Raw genomic sequence first — 18,083 nt, 5'->3', positions numbered from 1 at the left:
CTTTGGGTCAATGTTTCTCGAATTTGCTTTCGACGCAGTTGATGCATCTAGCAGATTCAAAATTTGGTGAGTAACGAAGGGTAGGGATTGCAGTCAGCGCTAATGGACTCGCCGTCTCTAAGGAGAAAGATCTTTATGATGCCATTTTACCAAGTAAATCATCAGAGGGATCGAATCAATTCTTTCAACTGTCTCGTCGTTCGCATGGTCTAAATCACGGCTTAATGTTTTTGGCAACGTTTTCTAGAATCGGCGGCCGGTTGGTTTTCATCGTTGGCAACTGAGCGACCTTAAAATCAATTTTTGGTTCGAGTTGCTGCAAAAATCTTGTTGATCGAAGGGTCGACTTGTATGTTCCGAACTCTTTTCCTCCTTGGTAAGTGTCCACCGCTTGCAGGTAATAGATTTCGATCGCTGTATCTGCGATTTTTCCTAAAGCAGCGCGAAAATTATCGGTGTTTATTTTTTCGAGGGTTATGTGAGGGGAATGAATGTCGGAAAGTTTAGAAATAATCTTTGACGCGGTGAAAATAATCCAGAAGGTGGCCGTAACGGCTAGGAGACCGCCGGTTGGTGCAGATTTTCCAAGCGCTCGCAATTGCTCTATTCGTTTTTCTTCGCAAATGTTACCCAATTGCCAAGTTAGTAAAATATCAGCAGCTGAGATTTGTGGGTAAAATATTTGAGAATAAGGTTGATCGAAGAGTTCAGCCTTATTGTCAATGGCTTGAATCAAAAAATCATTTCTTTGAGCTGCCAAATATTGGGCCAACCGATCAAGTTCAATAATTTTCGATTTGTCTCGACGTCGTCGGCTTCCCGATTGTTTTGGCGCATAGTCTAAGCCAATTACGCCTAATTCGCGGCGAAGGCGCTCTTGTGTGCTATCGACAGCGCGCACCGTCCAAATTTTGATGGCATTTTGCGAATTGTTGAAGCGCACCACATCGTTCTTCACCGAGTCTTTGGCTGCGATAACGCGAACCAATACCTTACAGTCATCGCTGGCATTTGCTTGGCTAAGGGCATTTGTGGTTTGGCAGCCATTGACAATGCTGAATCGACGAAGTGTCAATGAATTCTTTATTTTCTTGCTGTTAGTGGCAGTATCCGCAATGATGGAAACTCCATTGTTTAAGGCCCAAAATAATCCTGGAGTTTCATTTGCTGTTTTTATTATTTGTTCGTTGATTCCACCTTTTCGAGTTCCTAAGAAAAGCCGGACATTCCCTGCAAATAATTGATTCGAATAAGTTCTGTGAAGGCGAATTAGTTCTTTAGCCGATACATTGCCTATCCAAGCCCGCCCATATTCTCCGGTGTCTTCGATAATATTTCCCGAAAAAGCCAGTTGGTCTTCTGCAATGCCGCGTTCAGATTCAATAAGAGCGTCGTACTGCTCCTTGACGTTTTCTTGAGCTAGATAGAAGTACTGGTATTTGTTGAAGGTCTTTGACTGACGAGTGGCATCCACCGTTTTGGTGATGGTAACGTTTTTTCTTCCAAGGCTAATTAAGCCAAAGGCGATGGTGTAATCGCTATTTTCCGTCTTAATTGAATCGATTTGATCCGCAAGCTCATGCCTTCCCACTTCTCGCAGAGAGCGAGTATCTTCAAAAAAGGGAATGGTCGAAACCACATCACTCCATTTGCTTTTAGGGGTAACTTTTGTATGGTTGTCGCCGCAGTGTCCCTGGATAACGTAAATGGTACGGGTTGAATCGTCCGCAAATACTAAATCGATTCCTTGGTCATTGCCGCCGTCCATGGCGGCCGAACTCAACGCGTCGTCCTCATCCAGATCGTGCATATTAATTGCAAACCAAGCAGTAAAAGCGCGGTGTTTGGAAATGCCGGCTCTAAGTCCGAGCTCGTTCACTGAGTCAATGATGTCTGCCAGAGTCGACGGGTCTTTTACGCTAGCTTTCACTTTTGGCCTTTCGTTGGTGTATACGGCTTTCATTTGTAACCAATAGTACACAAAACTCGAATACGCCGGTTGAATTGTTCTATATGCGAAATACCTGGGGAGAGCGCAAAGTTCTGGCCGACCTTCACCATTTCATAAAGCTGCACCGCAGCATTTCCCCTTTTCCGCATCCAGGAAACCCCGCACCCCTGGCCTCGCGTAAAAAAATCCCCCACCAAATCAATCACTTGCCGCCGCTGGCACGCCCGTTGCACTTCTCATGACACCACCGCAGTCCCCGCTGCGCCAAGTCATGAAATCAACGAGGGCATCACGCCCCATGGAGACACGCCCATGGATGCAACCGCCGCCGGCATACCACCGCATCCCTCCCGCTATGTCCGCGTCCTGGGTCTGCTGGAAAGCCGCTACGTCGAGTTCGAGTTCTCGATAGGCGATCCGGAGCTGGCCGTGGAGCTGGTGCTGGAGTTTCCCCAATTCCAGGAGTTCTGCCGCCGCAACCGCGTGCGGATGGTGGGCGCGGAAGAAGCGGCCCGCCTGGACCTGGAGCGTATGAAGTGGCGCTACGGATCGCCCGGCGTGGCCGAGTAGCCGCCTTCCCTTTTTCCCTTCCGACGAGACCCAGCCATGCAAGTCGATATCAAGACTTCCGACATCCGTCCGATTCGCCAGACGTTTTCCCATATCGCGCGCCGCTTCGGCGCGGACAAGCCGGCGTCGCGCTATCAAGAGGCGACCTATGACCTGCAGCCGGAGGTGAATTTCCACTACCGGCCGTTGTGGGAGCCGGGGTTCGAGCTATACGACACGCGCCGCACGGCGGTGGTGATGCGGGATTGGTACGCGTTCAAGGATCCGCGCCATTACTACTACGGCACGTACACGCAGGCCCGCGCGCGGCAGCAGGAGGCGCAGGAAAGCGCGCTGGAGTTCGTGGACAGGCGCGGCCTGCTGCGCGAGGCGCCGGGCGAGGTGCGGCAGCGTATCGAGGAGCTGGTGCTGCCGCTGCGTCACTACGAGTGGGGCGCGAATATGAACAACTGCTATGTGACGGCCTATGGGTATGGCGCGGCGATCACGCAGGCGGCGCAGTACCAGAGCATGGACCGGCTGGGGCTGGCGCAGTACCTGAGCCGCATCGGGCTGTTGCTGGATGGCAATCAGGGCGCGTCGCTGGCGCGGGCGAAGCAGCATTGGCTGGGCTCGCCGGAATGGCAGGGGCTGCGGCGCGAGATGGAGAACCTGTTCGTGACGAAGGACTGGTTCGAGGTGTTCGTGGCGCAGGACCTGGTGCTGGACGGGCTGGTGTATCCGCTGGTGTTCCAGGCGCTGGAGCGGGAGTTGTCGGCGGCCACGGGCAATGGTTTCGGGATGAGCGTGGAGTTCATGCGCGACTGGCATGGCGAGAACCTGCGCTGGGTGGATGCCTGCATGAAGACGGCGGCCGAGGAATCGCCGGAGAACGCGGCGTTGTTGTCCGGGTGGGTGAAGGACTGGGTGGCGCGGGGCAAGGAGACGCTGGCGCCGTGGGCGGCCGTTGCCTTTGGCGCGCAAGGTGCCGCGCAGTTGGACGAGGCGGTGTCGGCGCTGCGCCAGCGCGCCGCGAAGTGCCAGGTCGCCGTGTGACCCGAACCTTTATCAAGCAAGGAACCGCCATGTCTCAAAACGTATTCATCGCCTTTCAGGCCAATGACGACACCCGCAGCATCATCGACGCGATCCTGGAGGACAACCCGCGCGCGCAGCGCCAGGACTTCCCGGCCATGGTGAAGATCGACGCGCCGGATTCGCTGGTGATCCGGCGCGCCTCGGTGGAAGAGCGGCTGGGCCGCGACTGGGATTTGCAGGAGCTGCACGTGAACCTGATTTCGCTGTCGGGAAACATCGACGAGACGGACGACGAGTTCACGCTGGCCTGGCATCGCTAGGCCCCCAAACGCCATTCCCCATCAAGCAAGAAACGGAGACGCACATGACCACATCGACGCCCGCGCGCAAGCTGGGCCTGAAGGAGCGCTACGCGCTGTTGACCCGCGACCTGGGCTGGGAAACCAGCTACCAGCCGATGGACAAGGTGTTCCCCTACGACAGGTTCGAGGGCATCAAGGTGCACGACTGGGACAAGTGGGAGGACCCGTTCCGCCTGACGATGGACGCGTACTGGAAGTTCCAGGGCGAGAAGGAGCGCAAGCTGTACGCGATCATCGATGCCTTCGCGCAGAACAACGGCCAATTCAACGTGACCGACGCGCGCTACATCAATGCGATCAAGCTGTTCCTGCAAGGGGTGAGCCCGCTGGAGTACGCGGCGCACCGGGGCTATGCGATGGCGGGCCGCAATTTCCGCGGGGTGGGGGCGCGCATCGCGTGCCAGATGCAGTCGATCGACGAACTGCGGCATTCGCAGACGCAGATCCATACGATCAGCCACTACAACAAGTATTTCAACGGTCTGCATGACTTCAAGCACATGCACGACCGGGTCTGGTATCTGTCGGTGCCGAAGTCGTATTTCGACGATGCGATGTCGGCGGGGCCGTTCGAGTTCGTGACGGCGATCTCGTTTTCGTTCGAGTACGTGCTGACGAATCTGCTGTTCATGCCGTTCATGAGCGGCGCGGCGTTCAACGGCGACATGGCCACGGTCACGTTCGGTTTCTCGGCGCAAAGCGACGAGTCGCGTCACATGACGCTGGGGCTGGAGATCGTGAAGTTCCTGCTGGAACAGGATCCGGACAACCTGCCCATCGTGCAGAAGTGGATAGACAAGTGGTTCTGGCGCGGCTATCGGCTGTTGACGCTGGTGGCGATGATGATGGACTACATGCTGCCCAAGCGCGTGATGTCGTGGTCGGAAGCCTGGGAGATCTATTTCGAGAAAAACGGCGGCGCGCTGTTCCAGGACCTGGCGCGCTATGGCATCCGCATGCCCAAGTACCACGAGCAGGCGCGCAAGGAGAAGGACCACATCTCGCACCAGGCCTGGGGCATTTTCTACAACTACACCCACGCGGCGGCGATCCACACCTGGATTCCGCGGCCGGACGAGATGGCCTGGCTGTCGGAGAAGTACCCGGCCAGCTTCGACCGCCTGTACCGCCCGCGCCTGGACCATTGGGACCGCGAAGCGCAGGACGGCAAGCGCTTCTACAACAACGCGCTGCCGATGCTGTGCCAGATCTGCCAGATCCCGATGGCCTTCACCGAGCCGGACGATCCGACGCGCATCTGCATGCGCGAGACCACCTATCACGGCATGAAGTACCACTTTTGCTCGGACGGCTGCAAGGACGTGTTCGAGGGCGAACCCGAGAAGTACGTGCAGGCCTGGCTGCCGGTGCACCAGATCTTCCAGGGCAACTGCGGCGGCGCCACGGTGCCCGAGGTGCTGGACTGGTACCACCTGAAGGCGGGCGAGGACAACGGCGATTTCGACACCTCGGCCGACCGGCGCAACTGGGACCGCTGGACCGGCGGCGACACGCCGGAAAAGCAGGTCGCGTAAGCAAACTCTAGGAGACGAACATGCCTGTCATCGCGCTCGAACCCGGCTATGCCGGCCCCGTCCAGGATACCGAGGACAAGTTCGGCGGCAACCGGCTGCTGTACATCAACTGGGACGGCCACATGATGTTCTGCTCGCCGGTGTGCCTGCCGGTGCCGCCGGACATGCCTTTCGCGGCGCTGGTCGACGAGGTGCTGCCCGGTATTTATGGCGCCCATCCCGATTTCGCCCGCATCGATTGGTCGGCGGCGCAGTGGGAGCACGGCGGCCAGCCGTGGAAGCCGGATCCGGCCAGGAGCCTGGCCGACAACGGCCTGGTGCACAAGTCCGCCATACGCCTGCGCACGCCGGGCCTGGACGGCATAGGCGGCAGCCATTCGTAGGATACGTAGGAGCAGCACATGAGGTACCAACTCACCATCGAGCCGCTGGGGCAGACCATAGACATCGAGCCCGGCCAGACCGTGCTGGACGCCTGCCTGCGCAGCGGCATCTGGCTGCCGCATGCCTGCGGCCACGGGCTGTGCGGCACCTGCAAGGTGCAGGTGCAGGAAGGGGAGGTGGACCACGGCGCGTCCAGCAGTTTCGCGCTGATGGATTTCGAGCGGGACGAGGGGCATTGCCTGGCCTGCTGCGCCATGCCCGAGGCCGACCTGATGATCGAGGCCGACGTCGACGAGGAGCCCGACGCGCAGTACCTGCCGCTGGAGGACTACGTGGGCGAGGTGGTGGCGCTGCGCGATCTGACGCCCACCATCAAGGGGGTGTGGCTGCGCACCGACCGGCCGGTGCGCTTCCAGGCCGGGCAGTACGCCAACCTGGCGGTGCCCGGCGTGGAAGGCCGGCGCGCGTTCTCGCTGGCCAACGCGCCGGGCGAGAACGTGGTGGAGCTGCACGTGCGCAAGGTCGAGGGCGGCGCGGCCACGGGCTACATCCACGAGCACCTGCGCGAGGGCGAGTGCCTGCCGCTGTCGGCGCCGTTCGGGCGCTTCTACGTGCGCAAGTCGGCGCAGATGCCGATGATCTTCCTGGCCGGCGGGTCGGGGCTGTCCAGCCCCAAGTCGATGATTGCCGAGCTGCTGGCCGAGGGCTGCCAGCAGCCCATCACGCTGGTTCACGGCGCGCGCCACGCGGGCGAGTTGTATTGCTCGGACTGGTTCGAGGAATTGGCCGCGAAGCACGCCAACTTCCGCTACGTGCCGGCGCTGTCCGATGCGCACGACGGGGCAGGGCGGTGCGAGACCGGCTTCGTGCACGAGGTGCTGGCGCGGCTGTACGCGGGCCAGGACGGGCGCGCGGATTTCCGCGGCCACAAGGCCTATCTGTGCGGGCCGCCGCCCATGATCGAGGCCTGCATCGCGACGCTGATGCAGGGCCGCCTTTTCGAGCGCGACATCCACGTCGAGAAATTCCTGACCGCGGCGCAAGCGCAGGAAGGCCGCCGCAGTCCGTTGTTCAAGGCGATCTGAATCCCATGAGCGCGGACACCCACGAGGTCCACATCCTGGATACCGGCGAACGCTACCGCTGCGCGCCGTCGCAGACCCTGCTGGCCGGCATGGAGACATTGGGCCGCAAGGGCATTCCGGTGGGCTGCCGCGGCGGCGGCTGCGGCGTCTGCAAGAGCCGTATCGTGCGCGGCGCCTACCTGGCCGCCAAGATGAGCCGCGGCTGCGTCAGCGCCGAGGAAGAGGCGGCGGGCGTGGTGCTGGCCTGCCGCGTCATGCCGCGCGGCGACATCGAGATCCAGGCGCTGGACCGCATGCGACGCTGCATGACCCGGCATCTTTCCCGGGACGTCCTGGAGGAGGGGCGTCCCATTTCAACCTCCGACGAGCAACCATAACGATGAAAACCGCGAGACTCCTGCTTCCCCTGGCACTGACCTGCGCCACCCCGGCCATGGCGCAAAGCACCACCACGCTGTACGGCATCATCGATGCCGGCGTGAACTACCTGTCCAACTACGGCGGCCACAGTTCCTGGTCCATGGACACGGGCCTGCTGTCGCCCAACCTGTTCGGCCTGCGCGGCAGCGAGGCGCTGGGCGGCGACATGAAGGCGGTGTTCACGCTGGAAGGCCAGTTCGCCGCCGACAACGGCGCCAGCGTCGGACCGTTGTTCGGCCGCCAGGCCTACGTCGGCCTGAGTTCGCCGTCCTGGGGCACGTTGACCCTGGGCAAGCAGTACGACTTCAGCTTCGACATGCTGGGGCCGGGCCGCTACGGGCCGTCCTTCCCGATGATCGGCCTCTACAACTTGCGGCTGGGACCCTTCGGCGGACTGGGCGTGCCCGGCATGCCGGGCGGGGCGATGGACTTCGACGGCGTGGCCGGCGCCAAGCGGGTCGACAATTCGGTGAAGTTCACCAGCGCCAACTACAGCGGCTTCACTTTCGGCGCGCTGTACGGCTTCGGCGAACAGCCGGGCAGCACGGGGCAGGGCCGCACCTATAGCGCCGGCCTGTCCTATGCGCGCGGCCCCTTCGCGTTGACGGCAGCCATTACCGATGCGCGCAATCCGGCCATCAACAACGGCAACGACGGCATCCGCACCTGGGGTCTGGGCGGCCGGTACCAGCTCGGCGCCGCCGTGTTGAACGCGCTGTACACCAACACGCGCAACACCTTCACCGGCGGGTCGGTGCAGGTGGCGCAGGTCGGCACGACCCTGCCGGTGGCGGCCAGCACCACGCTGCTGCTGGATTACCAATACCAGTGGGCCAACGCCACCCTCAACAAGGTGCATGCCCACCAGGCCAGCGCCACGCTGGGCTACGCGCTGTCCAAGCGCACCGATGCCTACGCGGCCCTGGTCTACCAGCGCGCCGGCGGCGCGCCCGGCGCCACTGCCTGGATCGCCGGCATGAACGGCCCGTCCGACGGCAAGACCCAGACCCTGGTGCGCGTGGGCATGCGCCACATGTTCTGACCCCGACCATCTTTTGCACACCCGAAGGAGACTCACATGGCAATAACCGGAGTGCTGCGTCCCGGACATGTCTGCATACGCGTGCTCGAACTCGAGCCGGCGGTGCGGCATTACGTGGACACCATAGGCCTGGCGGAAGTCATGCGCGACCAGGCCACCGACGGCAGCCCGCGCGTGTTCCTGAAAGGCTGGGACGAATCGGATCACCACAGTATCGTGCTGCGCGAGGCCGACGAGTCCGGCATGGACTACATGGGCTGGAAGGTGGATTCGGAAGCGACGCTGGAGAAATTGTCGGCCGATGTGCAGGCCAGCGGGCTGGCCACCGACATGAGCTGGATCGAGGCCGGCGAACATCCCAGGACCGGCAAGCGTTTCCGCTTCACCATCCCCACCGGCCACGTGATGGAGCTGTACGCCTATCGCGAGGCAACGGGCTGCGCCACCGGCTACCAGAACCCGGATCCGTGGCCCGACGACCTGAAGGGCATGGCCCCCCGTTCCTTCGACCATTGCCTGCTTTACGGCGACGACCTGGACGGCGCTTACAAGCTGTTCACCGAGGTGCTGGGCTTCGGGCTGTCGGAACAGGTGATGGCCGACGGTGGCAAGCTGATGATCGGCGCCTTTCTCAGCTGTTCGAACAAGGCGCACGACGTGGCCTTCATCCGCCAGCCGGTCAAGAACAAGCTGCACCACGTGTCCTTCCTGCTGGACAACTGGGGCGAGGTGCTGAAGGCGGCCGACATCATTTCCAAGCGCCGGGTGTCGCTGGACATCGGCCCGACGCGGCATGGCATCACGCGGGGCGAGACGGTGTATTTCTTCGATCCCAGCGGCAATCGCAACGAAGTGTTCTCGGGCGGCTACACCTGGTATCCGGACAAGCCGGTCATTACCTGGACCGACGACCAGCTGGGCACGGGCATCTTCTATCACGACCGCAAGCTGAACGAGAAATTCCTGAGCGTATTTACCTGAGGAGACAAGCATGACCAGCTGGACCCGCCCGACCCGGGCACTGACCCTGGAGGCCGTGCGCGCGGCGCTGGATGCGGCGGTGGACGCCGCCGCGCGGCAAGGACTATGCATCAACGTAGCGGTGGTCGACGCCAGCGGCGTGCTGCTGGGCTTCCTGCGCATGCCCGGCGCGTTCCTGCATTCTGCCGACATCGCGGTCGACAAGGCCTACACGGCGGCCGGCTTCCGGCTGCCTACCGGGGCCTGGGACGAAGCGCTGAAAGGGCATTCCCCGGCGGTGCGCCAGGGCCTGCCGGCCCGGCCCCGGTTCGCGGGTTTCGGCGGCGGCTTTCCGCTGGTCGACGAAGGCGAGCTGGTGGGCGGCATAGGCGTGTCGGGCGGAAGCGAGGAACAGGACATGGCCTGCGCGCGGGCCGCCTGCGGCGTGCTGGGCATGGCATCGGCCTGAGCGCCGCCGAGTCAACGAGGTCCGGGTTTGCCTGATCGCCTTTGGTCCATATATCGGACCAAAGGCGATCAATTTCTTTCATAGTCCGAATAACATTCATCCACTGTTCAAAACGGAATGTTCCATTTTTCGGACTTTGCTCGATCATGCCCAGAATCCCCAGCCTTTCTTCGGTCCGGTTCCCATGACCGGCCGCGCGCTCTATCTGATGTACGCCGAGGACGTGGACCGCAGCGAGGCGCTGCGCGCGCCCCTGCGCGACGCGCACATCCGCCGCCGCGCGGAACTGGCCGCCCAGGGCCGTGTGGCCGTGTCGGGCCCTTTATGGGACTCGGACACGGGGCAGGGTGACTACTGCGGCAGCCTGCTGGTGGCTGCCTTCGATTCGATGGACGAGGCCCAGGCCTGGGCCGACGCGGACCCCTACGCGCGGGCCGGCGTCTATCGCCGCATGGTCGTGCGCCGCGTCAACACGCACTTCCTGGGCCAGGAGTCTTCGTCATGATCACCCGCCGCGCCTTCGGCCTCGCCTCTCTGGCCACGCTCGCCCTGCCCGCGCTGGCGGCCTTTCCCGACAAACCGATCCGCATTCTCGTGGGCTTCGCCGCGGGCGGTCCGGCGGACACGTGCGCGCGCCTGGTCGCGCGCCTGCTGAGCGACAGCCTGGGCCAGCAGGTGGTGGTGGAGAACCGCCCCGGCGCTGGCGGCGCGCTGGCGACCCGGGCGGTCAAGAGCGCGCCGGCCGACGGCCATACGCTGCTGCTGTGCGCCTTCGCCGACGTGCTCAATCCCATCATCAACCCGGCCGAGGCCAACTACAACCTGGTGAACGATTTCGCCCCCGTCACCCGCATCACGGGCGTGGGTAACGTGCTGGTCGTGCACCCGTCGCTGCCGGTGAAGACGGTGCCCGAGCTGGTGGCGTACGCGCGCTCGCGGCCGGGGCAGTTGAACTACGGCTCGGCGGGCATAGGTTCGGCCAGCCATCTTGCGGGCGAGCTGTTCGGCGGGCTGGCGGGAATCAAGGTGACACACGTGCCCTACAAGGGCACGGCGCAGGCGCAGGTGGACATGCAGACCGGTACGCTGGCCTTCATGTTCGACAGCCTGATCAGCGCGCTGCCCAACATCCAGGCGGGCAAGCTGCGTGCGCTGGCGGTGACCACGGCGGTGCGCTCGCCGGGCGCGCCCGAGGTGCCGACGATGGTGGAGGCGGGGGTGCCGGAGTACGACCTGACGTCGTGGTTCGGCCTGGCGGCGCCCAAGGGTACGCCGGCGCCGGTGGTCGAGCGGCTGGCCGGCGCGGTGCGCCAGGTGATCAAGCGCGACGAGGCGGTCGAAGCCCTGCTGCGGCTGGGTGGGCAGCCCGACGACATGGACGGAGCGGCTTTCGAACGCTATCTGCGCAGCGAGGATGCGCGCTGGAAGAAGCTGTTCGCGGCGGGCACGGTGCGCATTGCCACGTAGCGCCGGCGGACAAATGCCTATTGCGCGGTCGTGCGCACAGCGCATATCGTTCTCCTGAGTTTTCATGAGATCGGCCGAGAAATGATGCAGCTTGAACACGACCGTGCGCGCAGCGCGACCTCCGTCAATCCCGTCGTCTACGTGGTCGACGACGATGCGGGCGTGCGCACGTCGTTGAAATGGCTGCTGGAGTCGGTGGGCATGGACGTGCACGTCTATTCGAACGGGCGCGAGTTCCTGGACACGGCCAATCCCGACCAGTGCGGCTGTATGTTGCTGGACGTGCGGATGCCCTACATGGGCGGGTTCGACGTCCAGGATGCGCTGGCGGCGCGCGGTTTCCATCTGCCCGTCATCTTCCTGAGCGCCCACGGCGACGTGCCGATGACGGTGCGCGCGATGAAGGGCGGCGCCTACGATTTCCTGGAAAAACCCTACAACGATCAGGCGCTGCTGGACAAGGTCCAGGCGGCGCTGCAAGTGTCGGTGACGCAGCATGCCGAGGCCAGCCGGCGGGCCAGCACGCGCAGCCTGCTGGAACTGCTGTCGTCCCGCGAACGCGAGGTGTTCGACCGCCTGGTCGAAGGCAAGGCCTCCAAGGTTATCGCGGCCGAGCTCGACATCAGCTACAAGACGGTGGAAGTGCACCGTGCCCACATCCGCGAGAAGCTCGGCACCCATTCCCTGGCCGAGCTGGTGAAGCTGGGCGTGGCCGAAAGCGGCCTGAGCGGCAAGCCCTGACCTCCCGGAATACGGGCTCTCCCTTATTACCCTAGGTGAGCGAACGAATTTACCCGCGGGGCCTCGCCTTCTAAGCTAGTCCCATCGTGCAGGGAGACTGGCGAACATGAAGAAGATAGCGATTATCGGGGCCGGGCAGTGCGGGTTGCACCTCGCATTCGGCCTGCTGGATCGTGGACATCGCGTGACGCTGTTCAGCGACCGCACCGCGGAGCAATTGCTGAATAGCCGTATCCAGAGCGCGGCCTTCCTGTTCAACCAGACCCTGGAATGGGAGCGCCACCTGGGATTGAACTTCTGGGAAGAAGACGCGCCGGTCGGCGAGGGCATGCTGATGGATTTCCGCGATCCGCACGGCAAGTCAATGCTGACGGTGGCCGGCCAACTGCTGGACAAACGGGGCAACGCCGTCGACCAGCGCTCCAAGTTCGCGCGCTGGATGCAGGAGTTCGGCAAGCGCGGCGGCGCGCTGATGATACGCACCTTGACGGTGGACGATCTGGAAGAGATCGCCGCCGGGCACGACCTGGTGTTCGTAGCCTCGGGCAAGGGGCCCGTCAATGCGCTGTTCGAGCGCGACGCGGCGCGCAGCCGGCATGAGACTCCGCCGCGCCACCTGGCGGCGTTGCTGCTGCGAGGCTCCAGGCTGATGGGCGACCGCCCCTGGCCCAAAGCCGATTTCCGCCCGCTGCGCTTCAACTTCGTCGCGGGCGTGGGCGAGTTCTTCTCGATGCCCTTCTATACACATACCGCGGGCGAGTGCCGCAGTTTCCTGTTCGAGGCGCGGCCGGGCGGCCCCATGGACCGCTTCGGCGATGCCGCCGATGGCGCCACGCTGCTGGAGGTCGCGCGCCAGGTGGTGCAGGAGTTCGCTCCGGAAGACGCCTGCCATTTCGACGACGCCCGCCTGACCGATCCCAACGCCTGGTCCAGGGGCGCCTTCACGCCCACCATCCGCAAACCGGTGGGCCGGCTGCCGTCCGGACGGGTGGTCATGGGCGTGGGCGACGCGGTCTGCCTGAACGATCCGATCGCGGTCCAGGGGGCGAACAACGCGTCGCGCATGGCCGAGCATCTCCTGCGCTGCATGGACGAGTCCGAATCCTGGGACGCGGCTTGGATGGCGCACAGCTTCGACAGCTTCTGGGATGTCTCGGCCTCGTACACCACGGCCTTCACCAGTCTGCTGCTGGAGCCCCCGGGCGAAGCCGCCATGACGGTGCTGGGGGCGGCCTCGCAGCACCGGGCGGTGGCCGACGACTTCATGCGCTGCTTCGAGGCGCCCCGCGGCTACTGGCCATGGATCGAGGACGTGGAAGCCGCGCGCCAGTTCGTCGCCCAGCGGGTGCAGCATGCAGCCTGACCATCCGATCGCGGGTTTGATGAAACCGGCATAACCACAGAGCGGCGGCCAGGCCGGCCGCCGGCAACACGATGACGACGATGACACAAGCAACGCTGCGCTTCCTGTGCGGCACGGACGAGGTCGCGCCCAATACGGCGCGGCGAACCGAGGTCGAGGGCCTGCCGGCCCTGGCCGTCTACAACCTGGAAGGCGAATTCTTCGTGACCGACGACCGCTGTACCCACGGCGAAGCGTCGCTGTGCGAGGGGGAGATCGACGGTGGCGACATCGAATGTCCTTTCCACCAGGGCACCTTCGACATACGCACCGGCAAGCCCACGGGCGCGCCCTGCAGGATCGCCTTGAAGGTCTACCCGGTCGTGATCCGGGACGGGAGCGTGCATGTCCGCATCGACGACTGAGCAGCGCGCGATGCGCATCGCCATCCCGTCCTGCGAGGCGGCCTACGCTTGCGCGCCGGACGACACGCTGCTGGGCGCCGGGCTGCGGGCCGGGCTGGGCATTCCCTACGAGTGCGGCGTGGGCGCCTGCGGCACCTGCAAGTTCGAATTGCTGGAAGGCGAAGTGGCCGCACTGCGCGAGAACGCGCCGGGCCTGAGCGCGCGCGACCGTGCCAAGGGACGGTGGCTGGCGTGCCAGTCTCGCCCGGTGGGCGACTGCGTGGTCAAGCTGCGGCTGGACGAGGCGGCGAAACCCGTCATCGCGCCCCGGCGGCGGCAGGCGATCCTGCTGGCCGCGGTTCCGCTGACCCACGACATCACCGAGTTCCGCTTTCGCGCGCAGGACGGCGCCGATTTCCTGGCCGGCCAGTACGCATTGCTCACGCTGCCGGGAGTCCAGGGCGCGCGCGCCTATTCCATGTCCAATCTCGCCAACGACGCGGGCGAGTGGCATTTCCAGGTGCGGCGCGTGGCCGATGGCGCTGCCACGGGCGCGTTGTTCGCGCTGTCGGCGGGCGCGGCCATCGGGCTCGATGGGCCCTATGGCATGGCATACCTGCGCTCGCAGGTCGAACGCGACGTGGTTTGTATCGCCGGTGGGTCGGGGCTCGCGCCCATGATCTCGGTGGCGCGCGGTTTTGCCCTGTTGACGCCGCCGGGGCGCAAGCTGCGTTTCTTCTACGGCGCCCGTACGCCGCGCGATGTCTGCGGCGAGTCCCTGCTGCGCGAACTGCCCGGCTATGGCGAACGCATCACCTACCACGCGTCGGTGTCGGCGGACGAGAGCGGCGAGTGGCCGGGCCACCGCGGCTTCGTCCACCAACTGGTGGGCGAGGTTCTGGGCGGCAGGCTGGCCGATTGCGAGATCTACCTGGCCGGCCCGCCCGCGATGATAGAGAGCGCCGAGGCCCTGCTGCGCGACGGCTACCAGGTGCCGCCGGAACGGCTGCACTACGACCGCTATTTCTGAGCCGTCATGTCCATCGATCTCCTGGGGACGGTCGCCGCCATCCTGACCACGCTGTCGTTCATGCCGCAGCTGATCAAGATCTGGCGCACGCGGTCGGCGGCTGACATCTCCTATGCGATGTACGCCCTGTTCGTCCTGGGCCTGGTGCTGTGGCTGGTGTACGGCGCCGCCATCGGCTCCGTGCCCATGATCCTGGCCAACGGTGCGGTGCTGGCGCAGGCGCTGGCGGTCATCGCCATGAAGTGGTGGCTCGAAGCGCGATAGATGTTTTCCCGTAGCCGCTTAGATGGCCGACCGGATTCTTCGGCCTCGGCCGTCGGCCTAAGCTTGGCTCACCATTGACGAACAAAGGATCGCAGTCATGAGCGCGCAAGCGTCCACGTCCCCGTCGGCCCCGCAGGCGGTCGAACATCTTCATGTCGATCGCTACACGCGCGGCGTGATCGGCCCCAGCCTGCCCATGCTCGGCCCCGTGCGCGACGGCGGCCGCATCACCTCGGGCACGCCGCCCGGCTGCTGGGGGCCCATGATCACCCCGCTCTTCCAGGGCGGCCATGAAGTGACGCAGCCCGTGGCGGTCGAAGGCGCGGCCGTGGGCGACGCGCTGGCGGTCCGGATTCTGCGGTGCGACGTGGTGTCCCGCGCCACGTCGTCGGGCGTGATGTCCTTCGTCGAGGGCCGCTACCTGGGCGACCCGTTCGTGGCCAAGCTCTGTTCGGCCTGTGGCACGCCCAGCCCGGCCAGCCACGTCGAAGGCATAGGCGGCGACGCCATCCACTGCGACGTGTGCGGCGCCGAGGTCAACGCCTTCCGCTTCGCCAACGGCTACGTCATCGTGCTGGACAAGGAAAACCGCGTGTCGCTGACCCTGGACCGCGAGGCGGCCGAGCGCATCGCCCGCGCCCCGCACGAGCTGGCCGCGCTGCCGGGCGCGTCCGAGCAGCATTCCATCCTGTCGCTGGCGCGCGCCGACATGCCGGGGGTGGCCGCGCACATGCAGCCTTTCCTGGGCAACATCGGCACCATGCCGTCGGCGGACCTGCCGGACTCGCACAATGCGGGCGATTTCGGCGCCTTCCTGATCGGCGCGCCGCACCGCTTCGCGATGAGCCAGGAAGAGCTCGACCGGCACAAGACCGACGGCCACATGGACACCAACAGCGTGCGCGAAGGCGCCATCCTGATCTGCCCGGTGAAGGTGCCCGGCGCCGGGCTGTACATGGGCGACATGCACGCGCAGCAGGGCAACGGCGAGATCGCCGGCCACGCCACCGACGTGTCGGGCGAGGTCGAGGTGCGGGTCGAGGTCGTCAAGGGACTGGAGCTGGACGGCCCCATCCTGCTCCAGCGCCCCGACGACCTGCCGCCCATGGCGCGGCCCATGAACGCGGCGCAGCGCGCCCACGTGGAAGCTCTGGCGCGGCAGTTCGGCCAGAAGCAGATCGAACGCAATGGTCCCATCACCTTCATCGGCTCGGGCACGACGCTGAACGAAGCGACCAAGGTCGGCCTGGCGCGCGCCGCCAAGGCGACGGGACTGCCTTATGACGAGATTCTGAACCGCGCCACGATCGCCGGTTCGATCGAGATCAGCCGGCTGCCGGGCGTGGTGCGCGTGACCTTCCTGTGTCCGCTGGACGTGCTCGACCGCATGGGCATCGGGCACCTGGTCAGGCAGCAATATGGAATCGAGGCTTGAGAAGCCAGATATCCCTGGATGTCGATAACGAGGAGCAGCAATGAACGCACCCAATGAACAACTGCGCTGGGCCCGGAAGTATCCGGAGCTTGGCATGGAACCGATCGCCGTCGAGCCCTGCGTGTCGCCGGCCTTCTTCGAGAAGGAGAAGGAGCGCGTCTTCATGAAGACCTGGATGAAGGTGGGACGCATCGAGGAAATCGCCCAGCCCGGCGACTACAAGGTCAAGAAGATCCATTTCGCCAAGACCTCCGTCATCCTGATCCACGGCAAGGATGGCAAGGTGCGCGGGTTCCACAACACCTGCTCGCACCGCGGCAACAAGGTCATCGTCGAGACCGGCGAGGAAACCTTCGGCCGCAACAAGGCGGCCGTGGTGACCTGCCGCTTCCACGGCTGGGTGTACGACGCGCAGGGCCGGCTGTCCATGGTGCCCGAGCAGGAGCGCTTCGCCCCCGACTGGAACCGCGAGAACCATGGCCTGACCCCCGTGCATACCGACGTGTGGGAAGGCTTCATCTTCATCAACCTGTCCAGGGGCGAGGTGCAGCCCCTGGACGAGTACCTGGGGGGCATCGGCCGCCACCTGGGCGGCTATCCCTATGCCGCGATGGACGAGTGCTTCAGCTACCACACCACGCTGAACTGCAATTGGAAGATCGCGCTGGATGCCTTCTCGGAGGCCTATCACGTCTCCACCATCCATGCGGGTTCTTTCCCCAACGTGTTCTCCACCGGCCTGGCCGACGTGCAATTGTTCGGCGACCACCGGACGACCGGCGTGTGCCTGACCCTGGATGCCGAGCCCACGCCCATCGCCCGCATGGCCAACGAGATCACCGGCGCCTCGCTGGTGGCCAAGCGCGGCGCGTCCATGCTGCCGCCCACGGTCAATCCGGGACGACGCGAAGATTTCTCGTTCGAGTTGAGCGTGGTGTTCCCCAACATCCTCATCCACGTGTCCGAAGGGATCTGGTTCACGCACCAGTTCTGGCCGATCTCGCACGACAAGACGTTGTGGGAAGGCAAGTACTACGTGCCCAGCCCGAAGACCAACAGCCAGCGCTGGGCCGTGGAGTTCGCCCAGGTCCTGCAGCGCAACGCCTGGCTGGAAGACACCGCGACGATGGAGGACACGCATGCCGCGCTGGAGTCGGGCGCGAAGAGCCACATGATTCTGCAGGACGAGGAAATCCTGCTGCGGCACGGCTACAACGTGCTGGAACGCTACATGGCAGCCGAGAAGGAGTGACGACGATGAACGCCAACCTGCCCAAGGAATTCGAGATGCTGGAGCCGCTGGTTGCCGAGTGGGCGCTGCCCACGCAGAACCAGCGCCAGGTCCGCCGCAAGGCCGCCACGCGCGGCGAGCTGCAATACTTCTACGACAACATGCTGCCGCGTATGCCGGCCATCCTGCGCCACGTGGATACGTATCCGCTTGGAGAACTGCCCGAGGACGCGGCGCGGCTGTTCTCGCTGGCGCTGTCCATGGCCGAGGTCGCCCCCCACATCGAGCTGTATGGCGGTTCCCCGGGCGTGCCGTACGCGTTCGAGGAATCGCGCTTCGTGGCCGAGCATGGCGAACAACGCCTGTAGCAAGCC

Annotated in this window: 21 protein-coding genes; 20 read left to right on the top strand and 1 reads right to left on the bottom strand. The window is 64.1% G+C overall.

The window, feature by feature from the left end; translation table 11 throughout:
- Positions 1–214: 214 nt before the first annotated feature.
- On the bottom strand, positions 215–1,963 hold the full coding sequence (locus tag WKR98_RS03040; protein ID WP_341432019.1) for an AIPR family protein: 1,749 nt from the start codon (positions 1,961–1,963) through the stop codon (positions 215–217).
- A gap of 300 nt (positions 1,964–2,263) precedes the next feature.
- Here WKR98_RS03040 and WKR98_RS03035 point away from each other — a divergent pair, with 300 nt between their 5' ends.
- The 20 genes from WKR98_RS03035 (at position 2,264) to WKR98_RS02940 (ending at position 18,077) form a co-directional block, all read left to right on the top strand.
- Positions 2,264–2,521, top strand: coding sequence for a phenol hydroxylase subunit (locus WKR98_RS03035; RefSeq protein WP_124691816.1), 258 nt, complete (start codon positions 2,264–2,266; stop codon positions 2,519–2,521).
- A gap of 36 nt (positions 2,522–2,557) precedes the next feature.
- Complete coding sequence (locus tag WKR98_RS03030; RefSeq protein ID WP_341432018.1) at positions 2,558–3,556, top strand: aromatic/alkene monooxygenase hydroxylase subunit beta; 999 nt, start codon at positions 2,558–2,560, stop codon at positions 3,554–3,556.
- Positions 3,557–3,585: 29 nt separating this feature from the next.
- Complete coding sequence (locus WKR98_RS03025) at positions 3,586–3,858, top strand: MmoB/DmpM family protein (protein WP_341432017.1); 273 nt, start codon at positions 3,586–3,588, stop codon at positions 3,856–3,858.
- A 44-nt stretch (positions 3,859–3,902) separates the two neighbouring features.
- Positions 3,903–5,435 (top strand): aromatic/alkene/methane monooxygenase hydroxylase/oxygenase subunit alpha, encoded by a 1,533-nt coding sequence (locus WKR98_RS03020; RefSeq protein ID WP_341432016.1) that lies wholly within the window; start codon positions 3,903–3,905, stop codon positions 5,433–5,435.
- A gap of 20 nt (positions 5,436–5,455) precedes the next feature.
- Positions 5,456–5,818: a phenol hydroxylase subunit P4 gene (locus tag WKR98_RS03015; RefSeq protein ID WP_341432015.1), complete on the top strand. Its 363-nt coding sequence runs from the start codon at positions 5,456–5,458 to the stop codon at positions 5,816–5,818.
- Between the two features lie 18 nt (positions 5,819–5,836).
- Entirely contained in the window at positions 5,837–6,904 is a 1,068-nt protein-coding gene (locus WKR98_RS03010) for an NADH:ubiquinone reductase (Na(+)-transporting) subunit F (protein ID WP_341432014.1), read from the top strand.
- A gap of 5 nt (positions 6,905–6,909) precedes the next feature.
- Positions 6,910–7,281 (top strand): 2Fe-2S iron-sulfur cluster-binding protein, encoded by a 372-nt coding sequence (locus tag WKR98_RS03005; protein WP_341432013.1) that lies wholly within the window; start codon positions 6,910–6,912, stop codon positions 7,279–7,281.
- A 2-nt stretch (positions 7,282–7,283) separates the two neighbouring features.
- Complete coding sequence (locus WKR98_RS03000; protein WP_341432012.1) at positions 7,284–8,366, top strand: porin; 1,083 nt, start codon at positions 7,284–7,286, stop codon at positions 8,364–8,366.
- Positions 8,367–8,402: 36 nt separating this feature from the next.
- Entirely contained in the window at positions 8,403–9,347 is a 945-nt protein-coding gene (locus WKR98_RS02995) for a catechol 2,3-dioxygenase (RefSeq protein ID WP_341432011.1), read from the top strand.
- A 10-nt stretch (positions 9,348–9,357) separates the two neighbouring features.
- Positions 9,358–9,795 (top strand): GlcG/HbpS family heme-binding protein, encoded by a 438-nt coding sequence (locus tag WKR98_RS02990; RefSeq protein ID WP_341432010.1) that lies wholly within the window; start codon positions 9,358–9,360, stop codon positions 9,793–9,795.
- A 184-nt stretch (positions 9,796–9,979) separates the two neighbouring features.
- Positions 9,980–10,300, top strand: coding sequence for a YciI family protein (locus WKR98_RS02985; RefSeq protein WP_341432009.1), 321 nt, complete (start codon positions 9,980–9,982; stop codon positions 10,298–10,300).
- Positions 10,297–11,262, top strand: coding sequence for a Bug family tripartite tricarboxylate transporter substrate binding protein (locus tag WKR98_RS02980; protein WP_341432008.1), 966 nt, complete (start codon positions 10,297–10,299; stop codon positions 11,260–11,262). Before WKR98_RS02985 ends, WKR98_RS02980 begins: the two co-directional genes overlap by 4 nt.
- Before the next feature lie 81 nt (positions 11,263–11,343).
- A complete protein-coding gene (locus WKR98_RS02975; protein ID WP_341432007.1) occupies positions 11,344–12,003 on the top strand; it encodes a response regulator transcription factor in 660 nt (219 codons plus the stop codon).
- A 106-nt stretch (positions 12,004–12,109) separates the two neighbouring features.
- A complete protein-coding gene (locus tag WKR98_RS02970; protein WP_341432006.1) occupies positions 12,110–13,366 on the top strand; it encodes a styrene monooxygenase/indole monooxygenase family protein in 1,257 nt (418 codons plus the stop codon).
- An 80-nt stretch (positions 13,367–13,446) separates the two neighbouring features.
- Positions 13,447–13,770 carry a non-heme iron oxygenase ferredoxin subunit gene (locus WKR98_RS02965; protein WP_341432004.1) on the top strand — a complete coding sequence of 108 codons (324 nt, stop codon included), beginning with the start codon at positions 13,447–13,449 and terminating at the stop codon, positions 13,768–13,770.
- Positions 13,751–14,779: a 2Fe-2S iron-sulfur cluster-binding protein gene (locus WKR98_RS02960; protein ID WP_341432003.1), complete on the top strand. Its 1,029-nt coding sequence runs from the start codon at positions 13,751–13,753 to the stop codon at positions 14,777–14,779. The genes WKR98_RS02965 and WKR98_RS02960 overlap by 20 nt, the downstream gene beginning before the upstream one ends.
- Before the next feature lie 6 nt (positions 14,780–14,785).
- Positions 14,786–15,043, top strand: a complete 258-nt coding sequence (locus WKR98_RS02955) for a SemiSWEET family sugar transporter (protein WP_341432002.1) — start codon at positions 14,786–14,788, stop codon at positions 15,041–15,043.
- Positions 15,044–15,140: 97 nt separating this feature from the next.
- Entirely contained in the window at positions 15,141–16,478 is a 1,338-nt protein-coding gene (locus tag WKR98_RS02950; protein ID WP_341432001.1) for an acetamidase/formamidase family protein, read from the top strand.
- 40 nt (positions 16,479–16,518) lie between these two features.
- Entirely contained in the window at positions 16,519–17,730 is a 1,212-nt protein-coding gene (locus tag WKR98_RS02945; protein WP_341432000.1) for an aromatic ring-hydroxylating oxygenase subunit alpha, read from the top strand.
- Between the two features lie 5 nt (positions 17,731–17,735).
- On the top strand, positions 17,736–18,077 hold the full coding sequence (locus WKR98_RS02940; protein WP_341431999.1) for a hypothetical protein: 342 nt from the start codon (positions 17,736–17,738) through the stop codon (positions 18,075–18,077).
- The last annotated feature ends 6 nt before the right edge of the window (positions 18,078–18,083 follow it).

The organism is Pigmentiphaga sp. YJ18 (assembly GCF_038066655.1).
GTDB lineage: Bacteria > Pseudomonadota > Gammaproteobacteria > Burkholderiales > Burkholderiaceae_B > Pigmentiphaga.
Note: the sequence above shows the minus strand (reverse complement) of the source record. Positions and strands in the feature narration are given on the sequence as shown.

What these genes read in the sequence shown, in the direction of transcription:
- WKR98_RS02975 (WP_341432007.1), top strand. Translation starts at nt 11,344, where the DNA reads ATGATGCAGCTTGAACACGACCGTGCGCGCAGCGCGACCTCCGTCAAT.
- WKR98_RS03000 (WP_341432012.1), top strand. Translation starts at nt 7,284, where the DNA reads ATGAAAACCGCGAGACTCCTGCTTCCCCTGGCACTGACCTGCGCCACC.
- WKR98_RS02960 (WP_341432003.1), top strand. Translation starts at nt 13,751, where the DNA reads ATGTCCGCATCGACGACTGAGCAGCGCGCGATGCGCATCGCCATCCCG.
- WKR98_RS02955 (WP_341432002.1), top strand. Translation starts at nt 14,786, where the DNA reads ATGTCCATCGATCTCCTGGGGACGGTCGCCGCCATCCTGACCACGCTG.
- WKR98_RS03025 (WP_341432017.1), top strand. Translation starts at nt 3,586, where the DNA reads ATGTCTCAAAACGTATTCATCGCCTTTCAGGCCAATGACGACACCCGC.
- WKR98_RS03020 (WP_341432016.1), top strand. Translation starts at nt 3,903, where the DNA reads ATGACCACATCGACGCCCGCGCGCAAGCTGGGCCTGAAGGAGCGCTAC.
- WKR98_RS02965 (WP_341432004.1), top strand. Translation starts at nt 13,447, where the DNA reads ATGACACAAGCAACGCTGCGCTTCCTGTGCGGCACGGACGAGGTCGCG.
- WKR98_RS03035 (WP_124691816.1), top strand. Translation starts at nt 2,264, where the DNA reads ATGGATGCAACCGCCGCCGGCATACCACCGCATCCCTCCCGCTATGTC.
- WKR98_RS03010 (WP_341432014.1), top strand. Translation starts at nt 5,837, where the DNA reads ATGAGGTACCAACTCACCATCGAGCCGCTGGGGCAGACCATAGACATC.
- WKR98_RS02995 (WP_341432011.1), top strand. Translation starts at nt 8,403, where the DNA reads ATGGCAATAACCGGAGTGCTGCGTCCCGGACATGTCTGCATACGCGTG.
- WKR98_RS02990 (WP_341432010.1), top strand. Translation starts at nt 9,358, where the DNA reads ATGACCAGCTGGACCCGCCCGACCCGGGCACTGACCCTGGAGGCCGTG.
- WKR98_RS02985 (WP_341432009.1), top strand. Translation starts at nt 9,980, where the DNA reads ATGACCGGCCGCGCGCTCTATCTGATGTACGCCGAGGACGTGGACCGC.
- WKR98_RS03015 (WP_341432015.1), top strand. Translation starts at nt 5,456, where the DNA reads ATGCCTGTCATCGCGCTCGAACCCGGCTATGCCGGCCCCGTCCAGGAT.
- WKR98_RS02940 (WP_341431999.1), top strand. Translation starts at nt 17,736, where the DNA reads ATGAACGCCAACCTGCCCAAGGAATTCGAGATGCTGGAGCCGCTGGTT.
- WKR98_RS02970 (WP_341432006.1), top strand. Translation starts at nt 12,110, where the DNA reads ATGAAGAAGATAGCGATTATCGGGGCCGGGCAGTGCGGGTTGCACCTC.
- WKR98_RS03005 (WP_341432013.1), top strand. Translation starts at nt 6,910, where the DNA reads ATGAGCGCGGACACCCACGAGGTCCACATCCTGGATACCGGCGAACGC.
- WKR98_RS02980 (WP_341432008.1), top strand. Translation starts at nt 10,297, where the DNA reads ATGATCACCCGCCGCGCCTTCGGCCTCGCCTCTCTGGCCACGCTCGCC.
- WKR98_RS02945 (WP_341432000.1), top strand. Translation starts at nt 16,519, where the DNA reads ATGAACGCACCCAATGAACAACTGCGCTGGGCCCGGAAGTATCCGGAG.
- WKR98_RS03040 (WP_341432019.1), bottom strand. Translation starts at nt 1,963, where the DNA reads ATGAAAGCCGTATACACCAACGAAAGGCCAAAAGTGAAAGCTAGCGTA.
- WKR98_RS03030 (WP_341432018.1), top strand. Translation starts at nt 2,558, where the DNA reads ATGCAAGTCGATATCAAGACTTCCGACATCCGTCCGATTCGCCAGACG.
- WKR98_RS02950 (WP_341432001.1), top strand. Translation starts at nt 15,141, where the DNA reads ATGAGCGCGCAAGCGTCCACGTCCCCGTCGGCCCCGCAGGCGGTCGAA.